This window comes from Hymenobacter jeollabukensis, from assembly GCF_005771675.1.
GTDB lineage: Bacteria > Bacteroidota > Bacteroidia > Cytophagales > Hymenobacteraceae > Solirubrum > Solirubrum jeollabukense.
In genome coordinates this window covers 32,364-59,167 of the sequence record NZ_VAJM01000020.1, presented here as the reverse complement: position 1 = coordinate 59,167, position 26,804 = coordinate 32,364, and the positions used below count along the sequence as shown (strand labels likewise).

The following is a 26,804-nucleotide window of genomic DNA, read 5'->3' as shown; positions in this document are numbered from 1 at the left end:
GTCGATGAGTGGCTATTCAGAGGTCTTTCTCATCCGCCCATCTACTCATCCGAAATCCACTCATCTATTCAAACAGCGGCCAGAGCAGCAGGAACATCACCAGCAACGACAGCAGAAACCAGGGTATGATCTGGCTGCGGTAGCGGCGCGGCAGCAGGTTGCTCAGCACGAGCACCGCAATGATGACCAGCGTGAGATGCCCAAGCAAAAAGGCGGTGGTCTTCACCCAGTTGCGCACGATGGTGTTTTCGGCCTGAAACTGGTTTCGCTCGCCCAGGCCCGAGGTGGCCCAGCGCAGCAGATAGTACACGGCGGTTTCGAAGGCCGCGAAGCCCACTAAACCAAGCAGAAAGGCCCGGGGGCCGGAAACTTCGGAACGGACGTCGGCGGCCATGGCAGCGGGATGGTTGGGCCCTGAAATTACCAGTTTCACCGTGGCCCGGCACGGCGGCGGGCACCAGCAAGCGTCGTCTTGACGTTATCTTCGCTTTCCGACCACCTTCGTTTGCCTATGCCCCGCGTCCGCCGTGTTTCTGCTGCTGCTGCTCGCCGTCCGGCCCCGCGCCGCGCGGGCCGGAGCGGCTGGCGGCGCACTGTGCTGGCGACGTTGCTGCTGATTCTGCTGGGCGCGGGCCTGTTTTACGGGCACTACCGGCGGCAGCTGCACCGCTACGTGCGCCGTGCCTGGGCCACGCTCTCGGCCGACTACCTCACGGGCCGGGAAAAAACGCCGCTGCTCGACGGCTACTCCGTGCACGGCATCGACGTGTCGTCGTACCAGGGCAGCATCGACTGGCCGGAGGTGGCCCGGCACCGGGTGCGCTTCGCGTTCATCAAGGCCACGGAGGGCGTGAGCTTGCGCGACCGACGCTTCGCCCGCAACTGGCGCGGGGCCCGGAAGGCGGGCATCTGCCGCGGCGCCTACCACTTCTTTCAGCCCAACTACGACGGCGCCCAGCAGGCCAACCTCTTCACCCGCACCGCCGACCTCGGCCCCGGCGACCTGCCGCCCGTGCTCGACGTGGAAGCCCCCGAGTTTCACGACGTGGCCGTGATGCGCCAGCACATCGGCACCTGGCTGCGGCTGGTGGAGCGCCACTACGGCGTGCGGCCCATCCTGTACTCCAATTACAGCTTCTACCGTCGCTACCTCGCCGGGCACTTCGATGACTACCCGCTCTGGCTAGCGCACTACGAGGTGGAAAAGCCCGCCCTGGCCCGTGAGAAGTGGATTATATGGCAGCACTCCGACGAGGCTTACATTCCCGGCATTCGCGGCGCTGTCGATTTCAACGTATACCAGGGCAGCTACGCCAACCTGCTGGCCCTGCGCATTCCGCCGCGCAAAGCCGCCTCAGGCACTTCGCGCCAGTAGCGGCGCCCTACCTTTCCCGCCTATGAACCTGCCGCCGCTGCCTTTTCGCCCGCTGACTTGCCTGCTGAGCCTGCTGCTGCTGGGCAGTTGCGCCGGTGGGGCCTACACCGAAACCGGCAAGGGCTCCTACTACGCCGACAAGTTCGACGGCCGCAAAACGGCCAGCGGCGTGCCCTACCGCCCCGGCAAGCGCACAGCCGCCCACAACACGCTGCCCTTCGGCACGGTGGTGCGCGTGACCAACGTCCAGAACGGCCGCTCCGTGAAGGTAACCGTGAACGACCGGGGGCCGCATGTGAAGGGCCGCATCATCGACCTGTCGAAGAGCGCCGCCCACAAAATCGGCGTCGACAAGGCCGGCGTGGCGCCCGTCAAAATCAAGGTGGTGCGCAAGGGCCGCGGCCGCTGAGTCAGACCTTCTTTCCTCCTCCCTATGCGCATTCGTAAGAAAGTAAAATGGACCATGCCGCCGGCCGCCACCAGCCGGTTCGTGACGCTGGGCCAGTTCGTGAAAGCCGCCGAGCAGCAAACCTGGTCGGAAACGGAAATCCAGTTCGTCATCGACGAGGTGGTGGAAGCCAAGGACGACGAGGAAGCCCGCGCCATTCTACAGGATTACACCTTCAGCTAAGCCACCGTCGTGGGGCCTTGCCTCAGCCCGGCTCGGTTTCAGACGTAAAAAAGCCCGTGACGGCGTAGTCACGGGCTTTTTTGCTTGGGCAGCAGCGAAGCTTACTTGCCTTTCTTCTTCTTGTTTTTGCCTTTGGGGTCCAGCATGGCGGCTTTGGCCAGGCTGTCCTGCTCGGCCTTCATGCGCATGGTCGTCAGGCGGCCGCTCGGCGACATATAGTCCCCGTTCTGCAGCTGCGCGGTGCTACCGTCGGCCATGATAACCACGCCGTCGGGCTGCACCTTCACGCCGCTGGGCAGCGCCGTCAGCGCGGCAACGGGCATGGTGTGGCCGTTTTCGGTGTGCATCACTTTCCCGTCCTGCATCATGAAGCCGTCCTTGACGCCGGCATTCTTCATCACGGGGCGCTGCGGCACGGCAGCTTTACGCGGTGCGGGGCGCGTTTGGGCTTGGGCGGCAATGCCCAACGTGAGCAGGCCCAGGGTCAGGAGAGTCGAAGAAAACTTCATGGGAGAAAGGGTGGTAAAAGGTAAGGGAAAGGGAAGATACGGCAAATCGACAATATCAGCCAAGTACAACCGACTGCCGCGCTGCCATATTTTCGCCACTAACGGACCAACTCCTGATTTCGTTCATCCCTCAGCCGCAAAATCATGACTACGAAACCCTCAGGCGACATTTATAATCAATTCAAGACGGACGTGAACATGACCGCGTCCGAGCTCGACAAATGGCTGAAGACGGAAGAATCCAAATCCGTCGGGCAGGACAGCGGCGACGGGGAAAGCATCGGCCACCACTCCGGGCAGCGCATAGTGGAAATACTGCACAAGAAAAAAGCCGAGCTGACGGCCGACGACGAAGCCCACATGCACAAGGTGCACAGCTACGTGAGCCGCCACCTGGCCCAGGGCCCGCACGACAAGAAAGACGTACCCACCTCGCGCTGGCGCTACTCGCTGATGAACTGGGGCCACGACCCGCTCAAATAATTCTGAATGTTGAATTATGAATTCTGAATTGGAAGAGTCTCCGAAGCTGTTCAGGAAGCCCTTGGAGCGTCATGTCGAGCTTGTCGAGACATCTCGCTCGGGGGCTATTCTTCTCGTTGAACAAACGGATTACTCGTGGAAGTCAGCATGCGAGGTGTCTCGACAAGCTCGACATGACACTTCCCAAATAGGTTCTCCGTTAATCGACCCAACCTCAATTCAGAATTCATAATTTATAATTCAGAATTTCCCTCCCGTCATGGACTACAAGGACTACTACAAGGTGCTGGGCGTCGAGAAATCGGCCACCAAGGACCAGATCAAGAAGGCGTACCGCAAGCTGGCCCGCCAGTATCACCCCGACGTGAACCCCAACGACCCGGAGGCCGAGCGGAAGTTCAAGGAGGTCAACGAGGCCAACGAGGTGCTGTCGGACGACGACAAGCGCCAGAAGTACGACCAGCTGGGCGCCGACTGGCAGCGCTATCAGCAGGGCGGCGGGCGCGGCGGCTTCGGCGGGCAGGGCGATTTCGACTGGTCGCAGTACGCCGGGCAGGGCAGCGCCGGGGGCTTCGGCGGCTTTGGCGGAGGCGGCTTCGGCGGCGACGCCGACTTCTCCGACTTCTTCAGCTCCATCTTCGGGGGCATGGGCGGCGGGGGCGGGGCCCGCAGCAGCCGGCCCGCGGCCGGACAGGATTACCAGGCCGAAATGGAGCTGACGCTGGAAGAAGCCTTCCACGGCGGCCCGCGCACCGTGAACGTGAACGGCAAGAGCCTGCGCCTGACCATCAAGCCCGGCGTGGAAGACGGGCAGACCATCCGGCTGCGCGACCAGGGCGGCCCCGGCCGCAACGGCGGGCCCAACGGCTCCCTGCTCATCACCTTCCGCCTGCGCCCCGACGCCCGCTACGTGCGCACCGGCCACGACCTGACCATGGACGTGCCCGTGAGCCTGTACAAGGCCCTGCTGGGCGGCGAGCAGGTGGTGGAAACCCTCGGCGGACCCGTCAAAATCAAGATCAAGCCCGAAACGGCCAACAACACCCGCCTGCGCCTGCGCGGCAAAGGCTTCCCCGTGTACGGCCACACCGACCGGCACGGCGACCTATACCTGCGCCTACAGGTGGAGTTGCCCCAGCACCTTTCGGACCAGGAAAAAGACCTCGTGCGCCAGCTGGCCCAGCTGCGCGGCGAAACCGTGTCGGCCTAATTCGTCACCCGCCATGACCCACTACGTGACCCTCACCTTCCGCGACTGCGCCAGCACCTACGGCCTCTCCGAAACCGTGCTGCACGAGCTGGCCGACCTGGGCTGGCTGCGCCTGCAACCCGAAGCCGCCGAGCCCCTCATCGAGGACGAAGCCGACCACCTGGCCCGCCTGGCCCGCCTGCACCACGAGTTGCACCTCGCTCCCGAAGGCATCGACCTGGTATTGGCCATGCGCCGCCGCCTGGTGCAGCTGCAGTACGAGCTGACGCGCCAATCGGCCCGGGCAGCCCAGCTGGAAGCCTGGGTGCGCCGCCACCCGGCTACCGATGCGGAATACTGATGCCTCCAGGCTATCATGCTGAGCTTGTCGAAGCATCTCTACCGAACAACGAAGCGGTAGAGATGCTTCGACAAGCTCAGCATGACGTGCTTTTTCCAAACTGCTCACACACCCTAGAGCGGGCCGATAGTTTGCTGCCACCAGTCGAGCAGCGCCAAGTCACGCGGGCGGCCGATCTGGGCTTTCTGCTGCAGAATGGCGGCGGCGCGCATCAGGGGCAGTCCTTCGTGGTGGTAGCTGCTGGCTTGGAACTCCGGCCAGCTCAGGGAATCGTGCTCGTAAGTGCAGTCGAGCACGGCGCCTACTCGGCGGGCGCGCAGGTAGTACTTGCCGGCCAGCGCTGCCGTGGTGAGCGGTAGCTGAACGGGCTTTTCCCACAGCGTCACCTGCCAGCCGGCTGCTTGCAGCAGCTGCGTCAGGTGGGTGAGCACGGCCTCGTTCGGCGGGAGCTGCAGGTCGCAGTCGGCGACGAGGCGGCGCGGCAGCGGCGGGCACTGCCGGCGCAGGGCGAACGTGCCCAGTACTACGAACGGTACGCCGGCGGCCACTAGGGCGCGGAGCGTGCGCCGGTAGAGCTGCTCGTGGGTGGCCGTCATGGCTGGGGCGCGGCGGCTGGGGCGTCGAGGCGGCTGAGCACGTGGCTGTCGGGGTCCCAGTCGCCGGCCAGCGTACCGTCGGAGTGCAGGATGAGCTTCTGCAGCACCCCGGTGGCGTTGGCCGCCTGCAGGGCCGGGTAGCTGCTGGTTTCGAAGATGACGTCGGTGCCCTGCCAGCGGTAATGCTCGTTGTAATAATAGTAGCCGAAGGTGCTGCCCGCGTACTGCCAGCCCGGTCGCGGCTCCTCCAGCGTGGGCACCACAGCCGCCAGCAGCGGCTCGATGGGCACCCGCTGGGCCTCAATCCACTCGGTAAAGCGGTTGGGCAGGTAGCTGCCTTCCAGCCGGCTCAACTCCCGAAACACCACCCGGCGCACGCCCAGCCCGGCGGCCCAGGCCAGGTACCGCTCCACATCGGGCAGCGAGGCAATGCCCTCACGGGTCAGAATGCAGGAGTTCTTGACGGCCACATGCTGGTGCAGCGTGCGCACCGTGGCCGCGTACACGGCGTTGTGGCGCATGGGCTGATTGCGGTTGAAGCGCATGATCTGCTGGTTCACCGCCTCGTCGTCGTGGCAGCGCGAGAGTTCCAGCCGGGTCAGGCCGAAGTCCTGCAGGGCCGGGGCCAGGTCGGGGCTGAGCACGAAGCCGCTGCCATTGGTATACAGAACTTTCTCGTCGAACACGCTACCGGCCGCTTCCGCCGCGCCCAGGCTGGCCAGCAGCTCGCGCAGCCACTGCGGCTCCGCCGTGGCTTCGAGCCCCGACAAGCTCAGGCCCAGCGGCAGGCCCCGAAACGGCCGCAGCACCGCCTGCAGCCGGGCAAAATAGGCCGGGTAGTCGTCGATGAGGCGCTTGGCCGTGAGCTGGTGCCCGTCGTAGCGCTGCAGCTCCTCAGAGCAGAAGGCGCAGTGGGCCGTGCAGCGCACCGCGTTGGCGAAGGGCGTGAAGGTCAGGCCCGGCCGCAGCTGCCACGTTTGCCCGAAGGCCTCAACGGCCACCGGCGCCACGGGCTGGTACAGGCGCCAGGCGTCTCGCCGGAACTGCGCCAGCTCGGCCGAAGTGGCCGCGACGCGGAATTGATTACGCGGCGAAGTCATTGATGAGCCCATAAGTTTGCAAGCCCGCCCTGGGTGCCTTCAGCCAAGGAGACCTTGGGACAGGTGCCAGCGTGTGCCGCACAGCCAGATTGGTAGTCGAGTAACGTAGGGGAATTGCCGCTCATCAGTACTCGTACTACGATAAGGCCGCTGTGGTTCCGCTATACCAATAACACCCGACCAGCTGGGGTGTCCGGGAAATCGTGGTTCCAGCCGGCAGCGCAAGCTTTTCCGTGGCTGAAGCGGCTGCGCTTAGTGCCCGTTCACCAGCAGGGCCAGCCCGGCGCCCAGCACCGTAGCCAGCAGCTTGCGCACGTTGATTTTGTGCTCGGGGCTGACTTCGAAGAGGATGGTGGTCGACACGTGCAGGAAGTTGCCGCTCACCAGGCCCAGCAGCGCCGGGTACCAGCCGCCGTGCTGCAGCGGGTCGAGGCCCTGGTAGTAGCTAAAGAGCACGCCCAGCGGCGCCGCAGCGGCAAAAATGGTCAGCCAGGGCAGGGCTTTGTTGAAAGAGCCCAGGCGCGTGACCAGCACCGCCATCAGGGCAAAGGCGGCCGGAATGTGGTGCAGGGCCACGCCGGTGAGCACCGCGTAGAAGCCGCCGGGCACTTCGCCGCCGGGGCTTTGCACCAAGATGCTGCCCTCCATGAAGCCGTGCAGCGTGAGCGAGCCGAGCAGCAGGAAGGGCACGCCCGCGTGGGCGTGCTCGGCGTGCACGTGCTGGTGGCCGTGCTCCACGCCCTGCGAAAACAGCTCCAGCACCAGCTGCCCGAAGAAGCCAGCCAGCACGAAGTAGCCCACGCGGTGGCTGGCGGTATCCAGCTCCAGCGCCTCGGGCAGCAGGTGGGTAAGCGTGAGCGTAACCAGGTAGGCCCCGCTGAAGGCCAGCAGGGGCCGCAGCCAGGTGGTGTGGGCCGTCGGGACGAAGCGCGTGAGCCAGCCGGCGCCGAGCACCGTCACAAACAGCAGCAGAAGGGCTACGAGCATTGCGGGTAAGCGGCCCGCCCGCGGCGCCATGGGGCACCGGCGGCGGGCTTATTTCTTGAGAATGAAAATCATGCGCGGGCTTTCGGCCTGCACGTAGGGGCGCAGGTCGTAGTCGCCCAGCACCTCGCCCAGCCGCAGCCCGGCCAGGTAGAAGTACTCGCGAAACCGCTCTACGCTCAACGCGCGCACGCGTTCCTGAAAATGCTGGGGCTGCCCCTCGCGGTCCACGAAGCGAATGTCCTTCACCACGAAGTCGCGGTCGAGGTGGCGGTGCAGCTCGAAGGTGATGCCCTCCACATGCTTGGTTTCGTGGGCCACCAGCTCGCGCACCGTGCGCTCGGTGTTCATGAAGTCGATGACCAGCTTGCCGCCGTACTGCATGGCGTCGACGGCGTTGCGCAGGGCCACCACGTTTTCCGCCTCTTCGTCGAAGTAGCCGAAGGAAGTGAACAAATTCAGCACGAAATCGAACGGGCCGTAGGGCAGCGGGGCCCGCATGTCGTGCACGTGGAAGCGCAGCCGCTCGTTCTCAGCCGCCCGCGCCGCGTCGATGTTTTCGGCCGAAAGGTCGATGCCCGTCACGTCGAAGCCGTGCTCGTTCAGGTAAATGGAGTGGCGGCCCCGGCCGCAGGCCAGGTCCAGCAGCCGTTCCTTGGGCTTGGGGTGCAGGTGGCGCAGCAGGTTGTCGAGGAAGTAGCGCGCTTCGTCGTGGTTGCGGTCCTGGTAGAGCAGGTGGTAGTACGGCGAGTCAAACCACGTACTGAACCACTCCGCGGACTGGGCATAGCTGGTGGGATGCATAGGGGGCAGGGGGCAATAGGCAGGGGCGCAAGTAAGCAGAAAATCGGCCGCTACCCGCCCGCCGACGCCGACGCCCCGGCGCAGTGGCTGACCGGTGTCGGCCAGCCCCGCGCCGGGGCGTCGGAACAACCGAAATCGAAGGCCTTAGTTTTCCTTCTGCACCTCGCCGGGCTTGTTGCCCAGGTCGTGCTCGGTGGCGGTATGTTCGGCGGCCGCCTCTTCGGCATTGGCCGAAGTAGCGTGCTCAGCCGACATCACGTCGTGCTTGCCGGCGGCGGCGTCCAGGGTCTGCGGGGCGTCGTGGTTCTGGCTGATGGGCTCGGCAATGGCGCCGCCCTTATGCTGGCTGGGCGCGTCGGTAGCCAGGTCGAAGTTTTCGGTGTCGCGGGTGCCGGGGGGCACCGAGTCCACGGATACTTTCTTGTCGTCGCGCCAATCGGAAGGCTCGGCGCTGCACGCACCCAGGGCCAGGGCGGCCACCGTGGCCAGGCCCAGAACGAGTTTGTTGGAGGTCATATAAGGAAGGCGAAGTAGGTTCTCGGAATGCGAAGTACGGACAAAACCGCGGTTAGGCAGCTTTCGGCGCGTCGGCGGCGCTGGGCGCGGTGGCCGGCAGCAGGTTTTTGCGGCGCAGCAGGTTTTCGAACATGGTCAGGTCCTTGGGCGCCGGGAAGATGCGCAGCGGCAGGTGAATAAACACCGGCACCCACATCAGCTTGGCCAGCCACAGGCGCCAGCCCGATACCTGCTCGGCCGCGTCGGGCTGCTTCAGGTAGAGCACGTAGGCGTCCTTGGTGCGCTTCACCGTCTCGATCATGTCCCAGGTCATGCCGCGGGGCTGATCCTTGTCGTTGGCGCGCAGGGCGATGTAGCGCGGGTCAAACTCGTAGCTCAGGCGCTCAAACAGCACCTTGCCCTGCTCCAGCTGGGTGATGCCCGTCACCTGGGCCGAGCGCAGCAGCACGTAGAGCACCGTCACGAGCACGGCCGCCGCTATCCACCACCACGAAAAGCTGAAAATAGCCGGCACCGCCAGCACCACCAGCGGAATGGCGGCCTGCCACCAGTCCTTTTTCCACACCTGCGTGAGGGCCATGCGGGTGTAGGTCTCCTTGTCGAGCTGGTACTTCTTGGTGCGGATGGCCAGCGGCGAAGGCTGCTGCGGCTGCTGGACGAACTGGCGGCCCGCGCCGCCCCCGCGGGGAATGGGTGGTTGCATATTTCTTGATGAGTAGATGAGTGGATGAATAGATGAGTGAACGTGCTAGGTGGGACAGATGAGCCATCCGCTCATTTACTCATCTGCTCATCCACTCATCAAAAAGCCTTGAGGCTCAGGTCCAGAATATCGGCGGAGTGCGTGAGGGCACCCACCGAGATGTAGTCGACGCCGGTTTCGGCCACCGCGCGAATGGTTTGCTCGGTGATGCCGCCCGAGGCCTCCGTGGGGAAGCGGCCGGCAATGATGGTAATGGCTTCGCGCATGGTGTCGGGCTTCATGTTGTCGAGCATGATGCGGTCGATGCCGCCGACTTCCACCACCTGCTCCACCTCGCTCAGCGTGCGCGTCTCCACCACGATGGGCAGCTCGCGGCCCAGCTGCTGCAGGTAGCGGTGCGTGGCTTCGATGGCGGGCCGAATGCCGCCGGCGTAGTCCACGTGGTTGTCCTTCAGCATAATCATGTCGAAGAGGCCGAAGCGGTGGTTCACGCCGCCGCCGATGAGCACCGCCCACTTCTCGCAGAGGCGGAAGTTGGGCGTGGTCTTGCGCGTGTCGAGCAGCTTGGCCTTGGTGCCGGCGATGAGCGAGGTCAGGTAAGCCGTTTTGGTGGCAATGCCGCTCATGCGCTGCATGCAGTTGAGCACCAGGCGCTCGGCCGTGAGGATGCTGCGGGCCGGGCCTTCCACCGTCAGGGCCACGTCGCCGTGCTTCACGCGGCTGCCGTCGGGCAGCAGCACCGTCACCTGCAGCGCGGGGTCGACCTCGCGGAAAATCAGCTCGGCCAGCTGCACGCCGGCCAGCACGCCCTCGTCCTTCACCAGCAGGCGGGCCCGGTTGCGGGCCTCGGCCGGCACCCCGGCCAGCGACGAATGGTCGCCGTCGCCCACGTCTTCGGCCAGGGCCGAGTGAATAAAGGCGCGCAGCGCGTCAGGCGTGAGGTAGGGCGGGTTTTGCACAGGTGCAAAAATAGGGAAAGGCCCCGACTTAGCAGTCGGGACCTAACCCAGCGGAAGGAGGTAATTCAGGGGAGAAAGTAGCGGTTCACTTCATCTACTCGTGGTTAAAATCGATGGTGTCGATCTGCTGGCCGCCCTGCACGGGCTTGAGCTTGATGTAGACGCGGTAGCTGCCACTCTTGCCGGCGTAGCGCCCGATGGCATACTTGATGCCGCCGGTGGAGGAGCCCTGGTGCACGACTTCGAAGGTTGCCGGGGAATTCTTGGCGAAGAAATCCTTCAGCACGAATTCGGCCTGGGTGGCGCTGTAGCTCTGTTTCTCGCCGTCGAAGCCAATTTCCACGGTACCGCCAAAGTACTGGGAAACAGCCCGCGACGACCCGTTCTGAATGGCCGAGCGCACTGCCCCGAACGTATCGTTCTGGGCATGAACGGCGGGGCTCAGCAACGCCAAGCACAGCACCGTCAGCACACGGAGGAGTAATCGTTTCATGGTAAGCGGGGTTGCTGCGCGGCGTGAGCGAAAATTGTGCCAACCGCATACGGCGGGGGCAAATCGTTGGTTCGGCGCGGCTGCGTCCAAAATAGTGAATCGGTACGGTTTCGCAGCACGCCAGCGCCTATCTTTGCGAGCATGAATAAACCGGTACTGTTGGTAATCCTTGATGGGTGGGGTTTGGGCACCAATCCGGCCGTGTCGGCTATTGCCGCCGCCAAGACGCCTTTCGTGGATTCCCTTTTCCAGCGTTTTCCCCACAGCCGCCTCCAGGCCTCCGGCGAGGCCGTGGGGTTGCCCGAGGGGCAAATGGGCAATTCGGAAGTCGGCCACATGAACCTCGGCGCCGGCCGCGTGGTGTACCAGGATCTGGTGCGCATCAACAAAGCCGTGCGGGAGCGGAAGCTGGCCGCCATGCCGGCGCTGAAGCAGGCCTTTGAGTACCTGCGACAGAATACCGACAAAAACCTGCACCTGATGGGCCTGCTCTCCGATGGCGGCGTGCACTCGCACATCGACCACCTGAAGGCCCTCTGCACCCTCGCCCACGACGAAGACGTGCACCGCGTGTTCATCCACGCCTTCACCGACGGACGCGACACCGACCCCAAAGCCGGCGTGCGCTACGTCAACGACCTGGAGCAGCACCTGCAGCACGGGGCCAGCGGCAAAATTGCTTCCATCGTGGGGCGCTACTACGCCATGGACCGCGACAACCGCTGGGAGCGGGTGCAGGTGGCCTACGACCTGCTGGTGAACGGCAAGGGTCAGCGCTGCAACAACCTCATCGGGGCCATGCTCGACTCCTACAAGGCGGGCGTGACCGACGAATTCCTCAAGCCGCTGGTGAAAATCGGGGCCGACGACCAGCCGCTGGCCACCATCAAGGACGGCGACGTGGTCATCTGCTTCAACTTCCGCACCGACCGCGGCCGCGAAATCACGCAGGCGCTGACCCAGCAGGATTTCCACGCCTTCAACATGCACCGGCTGAACCTGCACTACCTCACGATGACGAACTACGACGCGACGTTCGTGGGCGTGCAGCCGATTTTCGACAAGGACAACCTGGAGCACACGCTCGGGCAGGTGCTGGCCGAAAACGGCAAAAAGCAGATCCGCATTGCCGAAACCGAGAAGTACCCGCACGTGACGTTCTTCTTCTCGGGCGGGCGCGAAGCCGAGTTTGAGGGCGAAAGCCGCATCCTGCGCTCCTCGCCCAAGGTGGCCACCTACGACCTGCAGCCCGAAATGAGCGCCTACGAGCTGCGCGACGCGCTGGTGCCCGAGCTGCAGCAGCGCACCGCCGACTTCGTGGTGCTGAACTTCGCCAACCCCGACATGGTGGGCCACACCGGCGTGTTCGAGGCCGCCGTAAAAGCGGTGGAAACGGTAGACCAGTGCGCGGGCGACGTCGTTTCGGCGGCGCTGGCGGCCGGCTACGCCAGCATCATCATTGCCGACCACGGCAACGCCGACATGATGATCAACGAGGACGGCACGCCTAACACGGCCCACACCACCAACCTGGTGCCCTGCATCCTGGCCGACAACGACTACCAAGGCACGCTGGCCGACGGCAAGCTGGGCGACATCGCGCCCACCGTGCTGGCCCTGATGGGACTGCCGCAGCCCGCCGACATGACCGGCGAATCGCTGCTGCGCCCGCGCAATGCGTAAGCTCCGCCCCTACCGGGCAGCCCAGGCGGCGCTGATTCTGCTTCTCGGAAGCGGAGTTGGCGCCGCTTGCTCGTCGGACCCGGCCGAGCGCCCGGCCCGCCGCCCCGCCGGCTACTTCGATACCCAGGGCCTGCTCGACAAGCAGGTGCAGCAATTGCAGGCTCAGCACCCGGGCCTGGAGAAGCGCGTGAGCCTGCGCGGCAGCGCCCCGGAAACCCAGACGTTGGCCCAGCCCGATTGGGCCCACGAGCTGCAGCTGTTCTACCAGGCCGACATCAACAAGCCCGCTCTGCGCGGCGCCTACCAGGTACAGACCACAGACTCAGCCGGCCTCACGCGCCGCAGCTTCCGCCGCCTGCCCGACGTGGACCACCCCGTAACGGACATGACGGTGCTGCAAGCCGGCCCGACGGTGCGCGAGCTACGCGCCATTGTCAACCAACAGAATCCGCTGTTCTTCTCCGGCAAGCAGCTGCGCCTGCGCTTCGGGGAAGATGGTACGCTGAGCAGCTACGAGGTATTGGGCCAGCAGAAGCTCGTCGGCTTCGACACCACGCGCTACGTGGCCCGCGGGCGGGTGCTGCGGTAATCCAAACGGCGCCCCGGTTCAGAACCTGGGCGCCGTTTGCTTTGGGAAGCATCGGTATCTGTATTTACGTCCCCAACAACGTCAGCACCAGCCAGCGGCGGCCGCCGTTGTTGCGGTGCTCCCCCAAGTAAATGCCCTGCCAGGTGCCCAGGGCCAGCTCGCCGTTGGTAACGGGCACCGTCACGCTGCTGCCGAGCATGGCCGCCTTGAGGTGGGCCGGCATGTCGTCGGGGCCTTCGAGGGTGTGGCGGAAGTAGGGGGCGTTTTCGGGCACCGTGCGGTTGAAGAACTGCTCGAAGTCGTGCCGCACCGTGGGGTCGGCGTTTTCGTTGATCGAGAGGCTGGCTGAGGTGTGCTGAATGAACACGTGCAGGGTACCCGCCTGTACCTGCTCCAGCTCGGGCAGCTCGGCCGTCACGAGGTCGGTGATGAGGTGAAAGCCGCGGCGCACGGCCGGCAGGCGCATTCGTTTCTGAGCACAGATCATGCGGTGAGATAGTGAGGTGTGAACTGGTGAGTTGATGTTCGGGAGGCCAGAACCGCGCAGCGCCACGCATTTGGCGCCATCGGCACGGCACTCACCAGTTCACCACCTCTCCATCTCACCGATTACGGATTCACCCGCTCGTAGGCGCCGGGGTCGGGGGTGGTGCTGCTGCGGCTGAGGTTACGCAGGTCGCGGGGGAGCAGCGGCAGGGGCACGGCACGGTTGCTGGCCGGCGAGAGGGTGTCGAGACGGTAGTCGTAGCGGTTCGCGGCGGTTTCGGGCGTGCGCCGGAATTTGGGGTCGGTGTTGAGCAGGTTGCCGGCGCGGGCCAGGCCGGGCTTGCCGCCGTTGTCGGCCGCGCCCAGGTACTCCTGGGTGCGCAGCACGCTGTTTTTCACGCTGATCTGCGCTAGGTAGCGGCTGCTGTTGTTGAAAAACAGCTCATCGGCAATGGAGCCCCACACGATGCAGTTTTCCAGGCTGACGACCGGGTTGATCTGGCGCGGGGGCACGCGCACCGGCAGGCCGTCGGAGAAGGTGAGCGAAGCCGTTTTGCGCTGAAACAGCGGGGTGTAGTTGGCGAAGGTGCAGTACTGCAGGTTGTAAGTACCGCCCTGAAAACCGCCCAGCGCGTACTCGCCGCAGTTGGTAAACAGGGAGTTGCGCACGTCAAAATCCCCCGAGAAGCTCAGAATACCGCCACCGTCGAAGCTCTGGCCGCCGCTGGCGAAAGTCAGGCCCGCCCCGGAAATGTTGCGGAACACGGCATTTTCCACGGTCACCTTCGGGAAGGGCGTCTGGGCGTCGGGGTTGTAGACGAGCAGGCCGAACGAGGAATTCTTGATTTCGCAAAAGCGCAACACACTCTGCCGGCTGCTGCCCGGGTCGAACTGAATGCCAGCCCACTGGCCGGGAATGTCGTTGTAAAACGCTTCCCGCCGGTCGCCTTGGAAGCGCACGATGCGCGGGTCATCGGGCTTCACCTCGTCGGTGGGCTGCAGCGCGGGGTTGATCAGCAGCCGGCCCTGCACCTCCATGCCCGCGCCCGCGTGGCAGTACACGCGCGTACCTTCCTCGATGGTGAGCGTGCAGCCCGGGCCGACCAGCACCCCGCCGTAGATAACGTGGGGCTTATCCTTGCGCCACACGGTGTTGCAGGGCAGCAGCTCATTGATGTGGAAATACGCGTTCTGCCCGAACGCCAGCAGCTTCACCTGCTGCTCGTTGCCGTTGGTACGAAACAACAGCTGGTCCTCGGTCAGAAAGGGCCGGTTGTCGGGTTGGGCGTTGACGTTCAGCGTGGCCTTCACCAGCACCAGCAGGCTGTCCTTGCCGCGGATGAGCACGTTCTGCCGCACCGCCCCCGAGTCGCCGTCGATGATGAGCTTGTAGGGCTGCCCGTAGGGCCCGGCCAGCCGGATTTCATCGACGCGCACGGCCTGCTTGTTGCGGTTGTACACCCACAGGCGCTTGCTCACGGTGCGCGTCTGCACGAATACGGTGTCGAACTTCACCGTATCGGCCGAAAACGCCAGCCGGACGCTGCCGTCGGTGGTGACCATTTCCTCCTTCGGTTCGCAGCCGGACAGCAGCACCGAGGTCAGCATGGAGAAAAGCAACAGCAGCGGGAAAAGGTAGCGCACGGGCAAAAGATGAGTAGCTGGGTTGATGAGTTGATGAATGGATAGTTGGGCCGCTTTATCTGCTCAACTACTCATCCGCTCATCTGTCATCAATTCTGACACGCAAACCTACGCGTCAGGCGCTTAACGACGCGCACCCGCGCGAAAGTGCCCGCGTGGTGCTAGCCAGCCGGCGGCAGTTGGCCTTTGGTAAAGGGCCGCTCGATCCAGGCGCGGGCGTCGGCCGGGTCGTCAAAGTAGTGCGCGTCGGGGCGGTTGGTGTGGCCGGCTTCGTCGGCCAGCTGCACGATGCGGGCCAGCGCCTGCTGGGCACTGGCGCTGAGAGGCTTGATAATGGCCACTTTGTCGAGCTTGAGCCGCACGTAGCGCGGGTACCACTGCTGCGCCAGCCACTGAATTTCGGCCTCCGGCGGCGTGGGCACCGTGCGGAAATCTGACAGCCAGGCGCGCGTCTGATGGCGTTCGGCCAACAACAGGGCCTGCCAGTAGCCCTCCCGAAATTCGGCAGGCGTGGCTGCGTCGCTCAGCCATTGCACTTCCAGCAGCCGCAGGCGGGGCTCGTAACTGATGCGTAAATGATTTGTTTCGTAAAGCTTAAGCATGATAGGTATGAGGCACGCCGAACAGTTTCCCGAAACGGGAAGATACGGTAGTTGGTTTGTCCGGATAAAAGAAACGCCGCAACCCAACGGGGCTGCGGCGTTCCAACGCACAAGGCTAATTTTTATTTAGCGGGGCAATTCGCCCACCATGTCCTCCGGACGCAGCCACTCATTGAACTGTTCCTCGGTGAGGTAGCCCAGCTTCAGAGCGGTTTCTTTTAGGGTACTGCCTTCGCGGTGGGCCGTCTGCGCAATTTCGGCGGCCTTATAGTAGCCGATGTGCGGGTTCAGCGCCGTCACCAGCATCAGGGACGACTCCACGTGCTTCTTGATGTTTTCCTCGATGGGGCGGATGCCCACGGCGCACTTGTCGTTGAACGACACGCACACGTCGCCGATCAGGCGGGCCGAGTGCAGGAAGTTGTAGATCATGACGGGCTTGAACACGTTCAGCTCGAAGTGCCCGTTCATGCCGCCGATGTTGATGGCCACGTCGTTGCCCATCACCTGCGCGGCCACCATCGTCATGGCTTCGCACTGGGTCGGGTTCACCTTGCCGGGCATGATGCTGGAGCCGGGCTCGTTGTCGGGGATGAACAGCTCGCCGATGCCGGCGCGCGGGCCCGAGGCCAGCAGGCGCACGTCGTTGGCAATTTTCATCAGCGAGGCGGCCACCGTCTTCAGCGCGCCGTGGGCTTCCACGATGGCGTCGTGGGCGGCCAGAGCCTCAAACTTGTTTTCGGCGGTGACGAAAGGCAGGCCGGTCAGGTCGGCAATGTGCTTGGCTACGTTCTCGGAGTAGCCGGCGGGCGTGTTGATGCCCGTGCCCACGGCGGTGCCGCCCAGGGCCAGCTCCGAAAGGTGGGCCAAGGTGTTCTTGATGGCGCGCAAGCCGTGGTCGAGCTGCGACACGTAGCCGCTGAACTCCTGGCCCACCGTCAGCGGGGTGGCGTCCATCAGGTGCGTGCGCCCGATTTTGACCACGTGCATAAACTCTTTGGACTTCGCGGCCAGGGTGTCGCGCAGCTTCTCGATGCCGGGCATGGTCACCTCCACCAGAATCTTGTAGGCCGCGATGTGCATGGCCGTCGGGAAGGTGTCGTTCGACGACTGCGACTTGTTCACGTCATCGTTCGGGGCCAGGGCCTTCTTCTCGTCGAGCAGGCTGCCGCCCTGCAGCACGTGGCCGCGGTAGGCAATGACCTCGTTCACGTTCATGTTCGACTGCGTGCCCGAGCCCGTCTGCCACACCACCAGCGGAAACTGGTCGTCGAGCTTGCCTTCGAGGATTTCATCGGCGACGCGGCCGATCAGCTCCGCCTTCTCGGCCGGCATGATGCCCGCGTCGCGGTTGGTGAGGGCGGCGGCTTTCTTCAGGTAAGCGAAGGCGCGGATGATTTCCTTGGGCATCCGGTTGATGTCCTGCGCAATCTGGAAGTTCTCGATGGAGCGTTGGGTTTGGGCGCCCCAGTAGGCGTCGGCGGGGACCTGCACGGTGCCCATGGTGTCCTTTTCGGTGCGGAATTGCATCAGGCGAACAGACTCGGTGAAACGATGGGAATTAGGCGCGGCAAAGGTAGCACCGCGCCGCGAAGCGGTTATGGTGTGACGCAACAAAAGCCCAGGCTTATTAGGAGGTAAAAAGCCACGCTGAAAGGCTTTTATCAATTCTATAAACGAGTTTACTTAATGACATTTCAAAACTTTTGCTTAGATAATAAATATGGTTACCAAATGAAAATGTCATTGATTGTCAACGCGTAAAACTGATCAACACTAACGAAGCTGCCAGCGGGGTAGTGCGCGGCACGCCTGGCCGGGTGCTTTTGCGTATGTGTTTGTCAGGCCTTCGCGCCTTGTCACCCGATGTTCTACCGCTAACTGACCTCAGCCCCATGAGCACCATCAAGAAAGTCATCGAAGTGCTGGCCTCGTCTGACAAAAGCTTTGAAGACGCCCTGCAACGAGCCCTAAACGAAGCCAGCACCACCGTGCAGGGCATCAAATCTATCTACATCAAGGACCAGAGCTGCCGGGTGCGCGACAACAAAATCGTGGAATACCGCATCACGGCCAAGATTTCCTTTGAGGTGATGCACCGCTGGGAGCCCACCCACGCGGGCAGCGCGGCCGCAGCGGAAGCGCCCCACGAGCCCAGCGGCAGCGCCACCTCACCCGAAAACGGCGGCGGCTACAGCGGCTAAGCCGGCCCACGAAGCCACATACACGGCGGCCCGGCACGGGGCTCCGGCGGGAGTTGCCGCGCCGGGCCGCCGGGCGTACTAATTAGCTGCTGCGCCTAGTGGAAGGGCACGTCGAGGCGCACGGCCTGGGCGGCGCGGCGGCCGTTGACGATGGCCGGACGCCAGGCCGGACCTTCGCAGATCAGGCGGATGGCTTCCTCGTCGTACTCGGCATTGATGCCGCGCACCACCTGGATGTTGTGTACCGTGCCGTCGGCCTCGACCATGAATTTCAGCTTGACGATGCCGTCGGAGTGGGCCTGGTCGCCGATACCGGTTTCGGGGCGCTGCTGCTCGCGGCGCAGGTAAGTGCGCAGAGCCGGATATCCGCCCACCGGGAACGGGGCCAGGGCCGGCGCCGGGGGCAGCGCGGCCTTGCGCTTGCTGGCCTCTTCCCGAAAGGCGTGGGCGGTATCGGTCGGCGCGGCGGCAGCCATTCGGGCCATAGCCATGGGCTTGGCCGGGGCAGTATCCGCTGCTTCGGCGGCCGGTTGCTGGACCGCCGCCGGGGGCGCGGCAGCCGTTGCTCCCCAGCCCAGCGCCTGACTGCTATCGGCGGCGGTGGCGCTGCTGATGGGCGCCGCGTTGCCCAGCACGGTGGCGGCTTTGGGCGCGGCGCTGCGGGCGGCTACCACGGCCGGCCGTGGGCGGGCCCGGCGCCGGCGTGGCGCCGAAGCGGAGGCAACGGGCGCGGCGGTCGTTTCGGGCTGCACGGCGGGCGGCGCGGGTGCCGCCGCCGGCTCGGGCGTGGGCGCGGCGGCAATGGACGGTTCGGCTGCGGCCGGCTCGGTGGCGGCGACTGGGGCCGTGGTGCTTTGGCGGGCTGCTATGGGGGCTTTCGAGGGCGAGGCCGGCCACTGCCAGAGGCCCACGAATACCAGCAGCAGGGCTACGGCGGCCGCAGCGGCCATCCACCAGGCGCCGCCGCGGGTAGCCGCGGCCGGCTCGGTGGCCACGCGGGCGTGCAGGCGCTGCTGCAGCTCGGCCAGGGCCTCGGGCGTTACGGCGGCCGGCGCGGCCTGCAGGTAGCCGTCGAGGGCATCGGCGCAGAGGGCGCAGGCCAGGGTGTGGCGCTCCACCTGCCGGCGCTCGGCGGCCGCGAGGGTGCCGGCCGCGTACTGCCGCAGCAGGGCTGCGGAGAGGTGCGCGGCGGGCGCGGGGGCCTGAAAGTGCGGATCAGCGGGCGACATGGCTGGCGAGGAGGAGTTTGAGGTTGCGCTTCCCGTTCTGGAGGTAGCTTTTCACCTGTTTGAGGTCGTAGCCGGTGGCGGCGGCAATTTCCTGGTACGAGAGCTGCTGGCGGTAGAATAGTTCGAGGCAGCGCTGCTGCTCCGGCGGCAGGCGGGCCAGGGCGGCCTCCAGCTGCTGCAAGTGCTCTTCGGTGGGAAAGTCGTCGTCATCGTCGCTTACCAGATGCAGGGCCGCCTCGGATTCCACACCGGGGGCGCCGGGCAGGCCAAATTCGATGGTATCGGGAACCGATTTGCGGCGGCGCAGCTCCATCAGGCAGTAGTTGCGGGCGGTGGTGTGCAGCCAGCTGCTCAGGTTCTGCACCTCGTGGCGGCGCAAATCGACGACCAGCTTCTCAAAGATCTGCATAACCGCGTCCTTGGCGTCGTCCTCGGCGCGCAGGTAGCGCAGGCACACGCCGTAGACGAGGTGGAAGTAGGGCTCGTAGAGCTGGCCGAGGTCCTGCACGTCGCCGTGCTGCCGGTAGCGCGCCAGCAGCTCCGCCTCGGTGGGCGGCGCGGCAGCGGCGGGCGTCTTGGAGCGGCGGAACAGGGAAAACATCGGGGGAGACTTGGCCAGCTAAAGATAAGGCACCAGCCGACGACCGAACGGGCCGGAACGGCGGCGCCGGTAGCCAGCCCGCTCCTTCCGGCCACCGCACCGAATTAATCAGCAGGGGGCGTCAGCACGTGGGCCGGGTAACGGCCCACGCTCCAAAATACATAAAAGGGCCTCTCCGGTTTAGCGGAGAGGCCCCTTGGCGCTGTTCCAGCCGGCCCGTTGCGGTACCGACATGGGGCTGCAGCAGCTTAGTGCTTGACCAGGCGGCCCGTCCGCAGGTAGCCGTCTTCGTCCTGAACCCGAATCAGATACACCCCGGGTTTCACGTCTTTCAAGTCAACCGGCTGGTTGGTGTAACCCGTTTTGACCAAGCGGCCCGTGACGGAGTAGAGCGAAAATACGCGCTTGCTCGTCCAGCCCACCGTTACTTCATCGGCGGCCGGGTTCGGGTACACGCTCACCGCCGGCGCGGCCTGCTTGCGGGTGGCCAGGGGCGTGAGGTAAGCGGTGCTCAGGTAGTACAGGTTCGCGGTGCTGCCTTTGGCAATCTGGTGGGGCCCGGCCGGCAGCGTCATCGTGAACCGGCCCGCGCTGACCGTTTGGTTGACGTTGTCCACCTTCACCGTGCCGCTGAACGCATCGTTGAACACCAGCGTCAGCGTGGCATCCGCGGCCAGCGTGAAGGCAATGTTCGTGGACGACTCCAGCTTCAGGCACTGCGTCAGGTTCAGGCCGTTGTAGCTCACCGTCCCCTGCGAGGTGGACAGGTTGCCGGTGATGGTGTAAAACGTGCTGGTGGTACCGGCCAGGGTGAAATTATGCACCATGCCGGCGGTCGAAGTGCCCGGGCCGGGGCCTCCCGGGGTGGCCGGTCCGTCGCCCTGCACCGACACCAGGCCGGTGCCGTAGCCGACCAGGGCTGTTTGCAGGGGCGCGTTGACGGCGGACGACACGTCGTCGACGGCGTTGTTGAAGGTCCAACGGAAATCACCGCCCCCCACGCGGCCGGCGTATTGCACCACCTTGGCCTGGGCCGCGGCCGGGGCATCGGGCGTGTAGGCATACATGATGGCCGCGTTGGTGTCGAAGTTGTTGTAGGTGTTGTTGCCGTAGGCCGAAACCACGGTGCCGGGGACGGTTTGCCCGCGGGTCGTCACCACGTAGGCGTCGAAATCGACCGTGGAGTTGGGGTAGCCGGCCGCGCCGTACGGCACGAAGCGCTGCTGCCCCACCATGTAGTTGTCGAAGGCCTTGATGGTGCCCCCGTTCTCGTTGGAGAAGATGGGCATGGTGTTGTAGTCGTTGCGCTGGGTCACCGGGTTGTACACGTCCGTGCCCTGCATGGAGGTGAGCATCGGGTACTTGCAGTTGCGGAAGTAGTTGCTTTCCATGAACACGGAGGAGCCCAACGTGGAGCCCGCCCCGTACTTGGCGTTGCCGTCGTAGTAGTTGTTGTACACGTGCGCCGAGTAGTAGCGCACGCGCGGATGCCGCGAATCCGAATGGTCGTACCAGTTGTGGTGATAGGTGATGTAGAGGCCCTGTGTAGTTGCTTCGCTGAGCCCCAGCAGGTTGGACTTACCCGAATCCCAAAAATGGTTGTAGGAGAACGTGACGTAAGTCGACTTTTTGCAGTCCAGCGCCCCGTCGCCCTTCACCTGGTCGGGGTCACTGCCGGCGCGGCCGTAAAAGAAATCGACGTTGTGCACCCAAACGTACTCGTTGTCCTGCTGCAGGCCGATGTTGTCGCCCTCGTCGCTGTCGCAGTTCATCGTGCCGATGTTGCGCACCTCCACGTTGGACGCGTTCTTGATGCGGATGCCCCAGCCGTTGGCCACGGCGTCGTTGCCCACGCCTTCCAGGGTGATGGAGCTGGTAGCCAGGTTGTCGTTTTCGATGACGATGTCGCCGCCCAGCATGTAGCTCAGGTCGGTGATGTTGCCCACCAGCCGCACCAGCAGCGGCCGCGCGTCCCGGCCTTTCTTGAAGCCATCCAGAATGGTCTGCAGCCCCACGCAAGGGTTGGTGGTGGCCCCGGTCACGTTCAGCGACACCGTGTTTTTGGTGTTCTGGGTGATGTAGAGTATCACCGCGTTGCTTTTCACCGTGCCGTTGGTGTTGTAGGCGCCCGGCACGCGGCCGTTGCTGAAGGCAAACCCGGTCCGGTCCTGGGCCAGTACGGTCAGGGAACTGGTCACCGTCGCGGTGCCTTCTACCCCCGCCACGACGGGCACGATTTTGAGCGTGTACGTGCCCGGGCTCAGCCCTAGCGCGTCGGCCCGGTAAAACGAGCCGTAGTTGCGGATCAGCTGGTCGTCAATCCGCTGGTTGACCACGCCGCCGCCGCTGTAGTACACGTTGTAGCTTTGCGCAGCGGCCACCGGCTGCCACCGCACGTACGCCGATTCCAGCCAGCCCGCCGACTCCAGGATGGTCAGGGCCTGGGCCCGTAATGCCAGGGGAGCCAGCAGTAGTAATAGGGTAAGTAAGTGCTTCATATTCCGGGGCTTTTAGGTGGGAAATCGGGAACAGCGGTTTACACAAACCTAACTTCAGCCGTCAGAAAAAGAGCATTTAAGTAAGCAGAGGCATTACTAAAGTTATGCAAACGATGCCGGCAACGATGCCAGCGCCGCGGCCCGGGTAGCGGCGGCGCGAGCGACCGGGCCGCAGAGCGGCGAATTCTCTAGTAACCGGCCCGTCCGGCGGCGCAAAACTTTTTCGGGCGGTCATATGGAAACCACGGCTACCCGGCATCAACCAGGCATCTATCACCCTTTAACTGCCCTGGCTCGATGCGCACCGTTTTATGTTGCTCCTTACTCGCTGCCGCCCTTAGCAGCGCTTTCGTTCACCCCGCCACGGCGCAGACGCGCCTGGGTGCGGGGCCCGAATCGGCCGTCATGGATTCGCTCACCGTCAGCGGGCGGGTGACGGATCGGGCCAGTGGCCAGGGCATTCCCGGCGTGACGGTGCTCGTGAAGGGCACGACGAACGGCGTCAGCACCAGCCACGACGGCAGCTTCAGCCTGCGGCTGGCCCCGGGCACGCGCAAGGCCACGCTGCAGTTTTCCAGCGTGGGCTACCTCACCCAGGAGCAACCAACCCGCGGCGGCCAGGCACTCAACGTAGGTCTGGCTGCCGACACCAAGGCTCTGAGCGAATGCGTGGTGACGGGCTACTCCGCCGGCCCCGCAATCCGTATCCGGGGCAACCGCGCCATGTCGCCTGGCAAGGCCAAACGCGCTGCGGCCCCGGCAGCAGCTCAGGGCTACTTCAGCAAGGATGAAAAAGCCCGGCGCCAGACCGAGGGCGAAGGCTACGCCCACCAGACCGAAAACCCGTTTCAGCCGGTGAGCAAGGCCCCGCTGAGCACCTTCAGCATCGACGTGGACGCGGCCTCGTACTCGAACGTGCGCCGCTTCCTGACCGAGCAGGCCCAGCTGCCGCCGGCCGACGCGGTGCGCACCGAGGAGCTGGTGAATTACTTCCGCTACGACTACCCCCAGCCCGCCGCCGAAGCCCCGGCCGCCCTGCACCTGGAGCAGGCCCGCTGCCCCTGGGCGCCCGCGCACCAGCTGGTGCTCATCGGGCTGCAGGCGCGCACCGTGCCGGTAGAGAATCTGCCGCCGGCCAACCTGGTGTTCCTCATCGACGTGTCGGGCTCGATGCAGAGCGAGGACAAGCTGCCGCTGGTGAAGGCCGGCCTGAAGCAGCTGGTGCAGCAGTTGCGCCCGCAAGACCAGGTGTCGCTGGTGGTATATGCCGGGGCGGCCGGGGTGGTGCTGCCGCCCACGCCCGGCACCCGCAAGGGCGACATCGTGGCGGCGCTGGACCGGCTGGAAGCCGGCGGCTCGACGGCCGGCGGCGAGGGGCTGCGCTTGGCCTACGCCACGGCCCGCCAACACTTCAATAAGGAGGGCAACAACCGCGTGGTGCTCTGCACCGACGGCGACTTCAACGTGGGCGAATCCTCGGACGACGCCATGGAACACCTCATCACCCAGGAGCGCGAATCGGGCGTGTTTTTGTCGGTGCTGGGCTTCGGCACCGGCAACCTGCAGGACAGCAAGATGGAGCGCCTGGCCGACAAGGGCAACGGCAACTACGCCTACATCGACCAGCTGGGCGAGGCCCGGCGGGTGCTGGTGCAGCAGTTTGGCGGCACCCTGTTCACCTTGGCCAAGGACGTGAAGCTGCAGGTCGAATTCAACCCCGCCCGGGTGCAGGCCTACCGCCTTATCGGCTACGAAAACCGCCTGCTGGCCGACGAGGACTTCAACAACGACCAGAAAGACGCGGGCGAGCTGGGCGCCGGCCAGCAGGTGACGGCCCTGTACGAGGTGGTGCCCGTGGGCGCTCCGCCGGTAGTCGATGGGCTGAAGTACCAGCCGGCCCCGCAGGCAACCGCCGGGGCCGCCGCCACCGAGTTGTTGACGGTGAAAATGCGCTACAAGCAGCCCCAGGGCCGGACGAGCCGCCTGCTCAGCCAAGCCCTGCCCGCTGCCGCCCCCACCGCGCTGGCCGCAGCCTCCAACAACCTGCGCTGGGCGGCGGCCGTGGCCCAGATGAGCTTGCTGCTGCGCCAGTCGGAGCGGCGGGGCGAGGCCACCTGGCAGAATACCGTGGAGCTGGCCCGCACCGCCCGCGGCAAGGACGATGACGGCTACCGCGCCGAGTGCATCCGCCTGATGGAAACCGCCGCCAGCCTCACGCCCGGCGCCTACGGCCGCCGCTAGCCGACGAGAAAAAACCATTCAGCCCGGGCAAAGCGAACCGCAGCCCGACTACCGTCAGCCAATACCTGACGTGAGAAGGTCCTGGCCCCCGTCGACCTGCGGTTCGCACGGCTCCGGATGACAGAAAACCCGAAACCCCTAACGCGTACCATTCCATTCGTTTTATGACTCGTGCCACGATACACGTGCAGATTCCGCGGCCCTGCGGGGAGGCGTGGGAGGCCATGACGCCAACCACCCAGGGACGCCACTGTGCCGCCTGCCAGCACACCGTAACCGACTTCACCCAGCGCACCGACGCCGAAATTCTGGCCCTGCTGCGGCAGGCCGCCGGCGGCAGGGTGTGCGGTCGGTTCCGGGCGGAGCAGCTCGACCGGGCGTTGGTGCATGCGCCGGCGGCTGCTCCGCGCTGGCGGGCCTGGGTGCTGGCCGCCGCCGCGCTCTGGGGCCTGCTGCCCACAGCCGCCCGCAGCCAGGAGCTGCGCAGTACACATTCGGGCGGGCCAGTGCCGGCGGGCGGGGGCCGCACGGCAGACTTGACTGAGCAGTTGCCCAACGCAGCTGTTTCGGGCAACCCCGACGTTTCATCGGACACTACCCGGAAAATGCCCCCGGGTGGAACGATGGCGCCGCTGTACCTACAGCATATATCTGGCCGCGTGATAGAAGCCCATAGCGGGGAAACCATGCCTGGAGTGACCGTTCGGGTCGCTGGCACCACTGTTGGCGTTTCAACCAATGCGGATGGCTACTATGAGCTGGACGCCCCAGTTGGCGGCACTCTGCTCTTCTCTTCTATTGGCTACACAAATCGTGAACAACCAATCAGCGCAGCTTCAGAGGGTAAGATAAATATCAACATGTCCCTAAACGAGCAAGCGTTATCCGGAATAGTTGTCACCACTTATGTAAGGCCCTGGTACTCGCCCCGCGGCTTGTGGTACAGCATCCGCTCCTTGCCTCGCCGCCTCACCGGGCGCTGGTAAGCCCGCCTCATGCTCACTCACCATTCACTCACCTCCGCAACGGCCCGCTTCTGGCGGGTCGCTGCGTGTGTGGGCCACTCGACGCGGACGCTGTTACAGGCCTTGCAGCAGCCATCCGCCCGAAAAAAACCTTGCATTCCTCGCCGGGCTTCTCCATCTTTGGCTTATTCCGCATCGAATACCCCCATGCTGACCTCGCAGGCCTCGACGTTTTTTAGCTACTACTTCTACTACGCTCACGCGTAGCAGCGAGGCCTCTTTGTAGCAGCATCACCCCTGACCTTACAAGCGCCTCCTGCCCCGGAGGCGCTTTTTTTTCGCCCAGTTTCAGCCCGCTCATGCTCCGCACCGCCTGCTTCTTTTTTGGCTGCTATTACTGCTTCTACCGGAAGCAGCGGGGTCCCTATTGCGCAGTCTGAGCCAACTCACTCACCGACCAGCATACCACCAGGGCCCCGCAGCGCGGAGGCCCTTTTTTTATTTCCGTTCGCATGACGCATTCCGTTGCCATTCAGGGTTTCGCCGGCAGCTTCCACCAGGTTGCCGCCGGCCACTACTTCGGCCCCCGGCTCGGCACGGTGCGCCCCTGCGCCACCTTTGCCGAAGTGCTGCGGCAGGTGGCGGCGGGTGAAGTCAGCGCCGGGCTGATGGCCATCGAAAACTCCATTGCCGGGAGCATTTTGCCCAACTACCGCCTGCTGCAGCAGGCCGAGCTGCGCATCACCGGCGAGGTGTACCTGCGGATTCGCCAGCACCTGATGGCCCTGCCCGGCCAGACGCTGGCCGCCCTGCGCGAGGTGCACTCCCACCCCATGGCCCTGCAGCAGTGTACCGGCTTCCTGGACCAGCCGAGACGGAGGACACGGCCCTGAGCGCCCAGCGCATCCACGAACAGCAGCTGACGGGCGTGGCCGCCGTGGCCGGCGAGCTGGCCGCCCGGTTGTTCGGCCTCGACATCGTGGCGCCCGACATTCACTCCGCCGCCGACAACTACACGCGCTTCCTGGTGGTGCAGCGCCCCGCCGATGCCGCGCCGGCCGAGGGCGCCAACAAAGCCTCGCTGTACTTCCACACCGCCCACCGCCGCGGCGCCCTGGCCGAGGTGCTTACGCGGGTGGCCGCCTGCGGCATCAACCTCAGCAAGCTGCAGTCGTTTCCGCGGCCCGGCACCACCTGGGAATACTTCTTCCACGCCGACCTGGAGTTCGACGCGCCCGAGGACTTCCGCCGTGCCCTGGCCGAATTGGACCAGATAGCGGAGAGCGTGCGGGTGCTGGGCGTGTACCGAAAGGGAGGGACTTACTGAAGGACACCGAACAGCTAAGCAAACAGAACGTC

Annotated in this window: 30 protein-coding genes; 13 read left to right on the top strand and 17 right to left on the bottom strand. The window is 64.9% G+C overall.

What is annotated here, in order from left to right; translation table 11 throughout:
- Positions 1 to 64 precede the first annotated feature (64 nt).
- A complete protein-coding gene (locus FDY95_RS25160; RefSeq protein ID WP_138082373.1) occupies positions 65 to 394 on the bottom strand; it encodes a hypothetical protein in 330 nt (109 codons plus the stop codon).
- A 117-nt stretch (positions 395 to 511) separates the two neighbouring features.
- Between FDY95_RS25160 and FDY95_RS25155 the strand changes: the two genes are divergently transcribed.
- From FDY95_RS25155 to FDY95_RS25145, 3 genes are read left to right on the top strand one after another with little or no spacing between them, the layout of a single operon-like run.
- Entirely contained in the window at positions 512 to 1,375 is an 864-nt protein-coding gene (locus FDY95_RS25155; RefSeq protein WP_138082371.1) for a glycoside hydrolase family 25 protein, read from the top strand.
- A 22-nt stretch (positions 1,376 to 1,397) separates the two neighbouring features.
- Positions 1,398 to 1,784, top strand: a complete 387-nt coding sequence (locus tag FDY95_RS25150) for a septal ring lytic transglycosylase RlpA family protein (protein ID WP_138082369.1) — start codon at positions 1,398 to 1,400, stop codon at positions 1,782 to 1,784.
- 24 nt (positions 1,785 to 1,808) lie between these two features.
- Positions 1,809 to 2,006, top strand: a complete 198-nt coding sequence (locus FDY95_RS25145; protein WP_138082367.1) for a hypothetical protein — start codon at positions 1,809 to 1,811, stop codon at positions 2,004 to 2,006.
- A gap of 101 nt (positions 2,007 to 2,107) precedes the next feature.
- Here FDY95_RS25145 and FDY95_RS25140 read toward each other — a convergent pair whose 3' ends face one another.
- Positions 2,108 to 2,515 (bottom strand): DUF6799 domain-containing protein, encoded by a 408-nt coding sequence (locus FDY95_RS25140; RefSeq protein ID WP_138082365.1) that lies wholly within the window; start codon positions 2,513 to 2,515, stop codon positions 2,108 to 2,110.
- Positions 2,516 to 2,659: 144 nt separating this feature from the next.
- Here FDY95_RS25140 and FDY95_RS25135 point away from each other — a divergent pair, with 144 nt between their 5' ends.
- From FDY95_RS25135 to FDY95_RS25125, 3 genes are all read left to right on the top strand, one after another.
- Entirely contained in the window at positions 2,660 to 2,998 is a 339-nt protein-coding gene (locus FDY95_RS25135) for a DUF3140 domain-containing protein (protein WP_138082363.1), read from the top strand.
- A gap of 259 nt (positions 2,999 to 3,257) precedes the next feature.
- Positions 3,258 to 4,208, top strand: a complete 951-nt coding sequence (locus FDY95_RS25130; protein ID WP_138082361.1) for a DnaJ C-terminal domain-containing protein — start codon at positions 3,258 to 3,260, stop codon at positions 4,206 to 4,208.
- A gap of 13 nt (positions 4,209 to 4,221) precedes the next feature.
- Positions 4,222 to 4,548, top strand: coding sequence for a chaperone modulator CbpM (locus tag FDY95_RS25125; protein ID WP_138082359.1), 327 nt, complete (start codon positions 4,222 to 4,224; stop codon positions 4,546 to 4,548).
- A gap of 113 nt (positions 4,549 to 4,661) precedes the next feature.
- Here the strand turns inward: FDY95_RS25125 and FDY95_RS25120 are convergent, their stop codons facing one another.
- The 8 genes from FDY95_RS25120 to FDY95_RS25085 form a co-directional block, all read right to left on the bottom strand.
- On the bottom strand, positions 4,662 to 5,144 hold the full coding sequence (locus FDY95_RS25120; protein ID WP_138082357.1) for a hypothetical protein: 483 nt from the start codon (positions 5,142 to 5,144) through the stop codon (positions 4,662 to 4,664).
- Positions 5,141 to 6,244 (bottom strand): hypothetical protein, encoded by a 1,104-nt coding sequence (locus FDY95_RS25115; RefSeq protein ID WP_138082355.1) that lies wholly within the window; start codon positions 6,242 to 6,244, stop codon positions 5,141 to 5,143. Before FDY95_RS25115 ends, FDY95_RS25120 begins: the two co-directional genes overlap by 4 nt.
- Positions 6,245 to 6,496: 252 nt before the next feature.
- Positions 6,497 to 7,231 (bottom strand): ZIP family metal transporter, encoded by a 735-nt coding sequence (locus tag FDY95_RS25110; RefSeq protein WP_138082354.1) that lies wholly within the window; start codon positions 7,229 to 7,231, stop codon positions 6,497 to 6,499.
- A 48-nt stretch (positions 7,232 to 7,279) separates the two neighbouring features.
- Positions 7,280 to 8,032, bottom strand: a complete 753-nt coding sequence (locus FDY95_RS25105) for a class I SAM-dependent methyltransferase (protein WP_138082352.1) — start codon at positions 8,030 to 8,032, stop codon at positions 7,280 to 7,282.
- 144 nt (positions 8,033 to 8,176) lie between these two features.
- Positions 8,177 to 8,548, bottom strand: coding sequence for a hypothetical protein (locus FDY95_RS25100; RefSeq protein WP_138082350.1), 372 nt, complete (start codon positions 8,546 to 8,548; stop codon positions 8,177 to 8,179).
- Positions 8,549 to 8,600: 52 nt separating this feature from the next.
- On the bottom strand, positions 8,601 to 9,251 hold the full coding sequence (locus FDY95_RS25095; protein WP_138082348.1) for a hypothetical protein: 651 nt from the start codon (positions 9,249 to 9,251) through the stop codon (positions 8,601 to 8,603).
- Positions 9,252 to 9,349: 98 nt separating this feature from the next.
- On the bottom strand, positions 9,350 to 10,210 hold the full coding sequence (gene nadC / locus FDY95_RS25090) for a carboxylating nicotinate-nucleotide diphosphorylase (protein WP_138082346.1): 861 nt from the start codon (positions 10,208 to 10,210) through the stop codon (positions 9,350 to 9,352).
- 94 nt (positions 10,211 to 10,304) lie between these two features.
- Positions 10,305 to 10,703, bottom strand: coding sequence for a DUF4783 domain-containing protein (locus tag FDY95_RS25085; RefSeq protein WP_138082344.1), 399 nt, complete (start codon positions 10,701 to 10,703; stop codon positions 10,305 to 10,307).
- 141 nt (positions 10,704 to 10,844) lie between these two features.
- Here FDY95_RS25085 and gpmI point away from each other — a divergent pair, with 141 nt between their 5' ends.
- Positions 10,845 to 12,386, top strand: a complete 1,542-nt coding sequence (gene gpmI / locus FDY95_RS25080; RefSeq protein ID WP_138082342.1) for a 2,3-bisphosphoglycerate-independent phosphoglycerate mutase — start codon at positions 10,845 to 10,847, stop codon at positions 12,384 to 12,386.
- Positions 12,379 to 12,975 carry a hypothetical protein gene (locus FDY95_RS25075; RefSeq protein WP_138082340.1) on the top strand — a complete coding sequence of 199 codons (597 nt, stop codon included), beginning with the start codon at positions 12,379 to 12,381 and terminating at the stop codon, positions 12,973 to 12,975. The genes gpmI and FDY95_RS25075 overlap by 8 nt, the downstream gene beginning before the upstream one ends.
- A 64-nt stretch (positions 12,976 to 13,039) precedes the next feature.
- Here FDY95_RS25075 and FDY95_RS25070 read toward each other — a convergent pair whose 3' ends face one another.
- The 4 genes from FDY95_RS25070 to fumC form a co-directional block, all read right to left on the bottom strand.
- Complete coding sequence (locus FDY95_RS25070) at positions 13,040 to 13,462, bottom strand: secondary thiamine-phosphate synthase enzyme YjbQ (RefSeq protein WP_138082338.1); 423 nt, start codon at positions 13,460 to 13,462, stop codon at positions 13,040 to 13,042.
- Positions 13,463 to 13,584: 122 nt separating this feature from the next.
- Complete coding sequence (locus FDY95_RS25065) at positions 13,585 to 15,105, bottom strand: hypothetical protein (protein WP_138082336.1); 1,521 nt, start codon at positions 15,103 to 15,105, stop codon at positions 13,585 to 13,587.
- Between the two features lie 161 nt (positions 15,106 to 15,266).
- Entirely contained in the window at positions 15,267 to 15,707 is a 441-nt protein-coding gene (locus FDY95_RS25060; protein WP_138082334.1) for a hypothetical protein, read from the bottom strand.
- A 126-nt stretch (positions 15,708 to 15,833) separates the two neighbouring features.
- Positions 15,834 to 17,237, bottom strand: coding sequence for a class II fumarate hydratase (gene fumC, locus FDY95_RS25055; protein ID WP_138082332.1), 1,404 nt, complete (start codon positions 17,235 to 17,237; stop codon positions 15,834 to 15,836).
- A gap of 365 nt (positions 17,238 to 17,602) precedes the next feature.
- Here fumC and FDY95_RS25050 point away from each other — a divergent pair, with 365 nt between their 5' ends.
- Positions 17,603 to 17,911 carry a dodecin family protein gene (locus FDY95_RS25050; protein ID WP_138082330.1) on the top strand — a complete coding sequence of 103 codons (309 nt, stop codon included), beginning with the start codon at positions 17,603 to 17,605 and terminating at the stop codon, positions 17,909 to 17,911.
- 95 nt (positions 17,912 to 18,006) lie between these two features.
- Here FDY95_RS25050 and FDY95_RS25045 read toward each other — a convergent pair whose 3' ends face one another.
- From FDY95_RS25045 to FDY95_RS25035, 3 genes are all read right to left on the bottom strand, one after another.
- A complete protein-coding gene (locus FDY95_RS25045; RefSeq protein ID WP_138082328.1) occupies positions 18,007 to 19,140 on the bottom strand; it encodes an energy transducer TonB in 1,134 nt (377 codons plus the stop codon).
- On the bottom strand, positions 19,127 to 19,741 hold the full coding sequence (locus tag FDY95_RS25040; protein WP_138082326.1) for an RNA polymerase sigma factor: 615 nt from the start codon (positions 19,739 to 19,741) through the stop codon (positions 19,127 to 19,129). The genes FDY95_RS25045 and FDY95_RS25040 overlap by 14 nt, the downstream gene beginning before the upstream one ends.
- A gap of 248 nt (positions 19,742 to 19,989) precedes the next feature.
- Positions 19,990 to 22,239 (bottom strand): pectate lyase family protein, encoded by a 2,250-nt coding sequence (locus FDY95_RS25035; protein WP_138082324.1) that lies wholly within the window; start codon positions 22,237 to 22,239, stop codon positions 19,990 to 19,992.
- Positions 22,240 to 22,536: 297 nt separating this feature from the next.
- On the opposite strand from FDY95_RS25035, the gene FDY95_RS25030 reads away from it, so the two are divergent.
- The 4 genes from FDY95_RS25030 to FDY95_RS26640 all read left to right on the top strand — a co-directional run bounded on the left by FDY95_RS25030 (position 22,537) and on the right by FDY95_RS26640 (position 26,772).
- A complete protein-coding gene (locus FDY95_RS25030) occupies positions 22,537 to 24,480 on the top strand; it encodes a vWA domain-containing protein (RefSeq protein ID WP_138082322.1) in 1,944 nt (647 codons plus the stop codon).
- Between the two features lie 164 nt (positions 24,481 to 24,644).
- Entirely contained in the window at positions 24,645 to 25,466 is an 822-nt protein-coding gene (locus FDY95_RS25025) for a carboxypeptidase-like regulatory domain-containing protein (RefSeq protein ID WP_138082320.1), read from the top strand.
- Positions 25,467 to 25,957: 491 nt separating this feature from the next.
- A complete protein-coding gene (locus FDY95_RS26645; RefSeq protein WP_212744957.1) occupies positions 25,958 to 26,338 on the top strand; it encodes a prephenate dehydratase domain-containing protein in 381 nt (126 codons plus the stop codon).
- Positions 26,293 to 26,772: a prephenate dehydratase gene (locus FDY95_RS26640; protein ID WP_212744956.1), complete on the top strand. Its 480-nt coding sequence runs from the start codon at positions 26,293 to 26,295 to the stop codon at positions 26,770 to 26,772. The genes FDY95_RS26645 and FDY95_RS26640 overlap by 46 nt, the downstream gene beginning before the upstream one ends.
- Positions 26,773 to 26,804 lie beyond the last annotated feature (32 nt).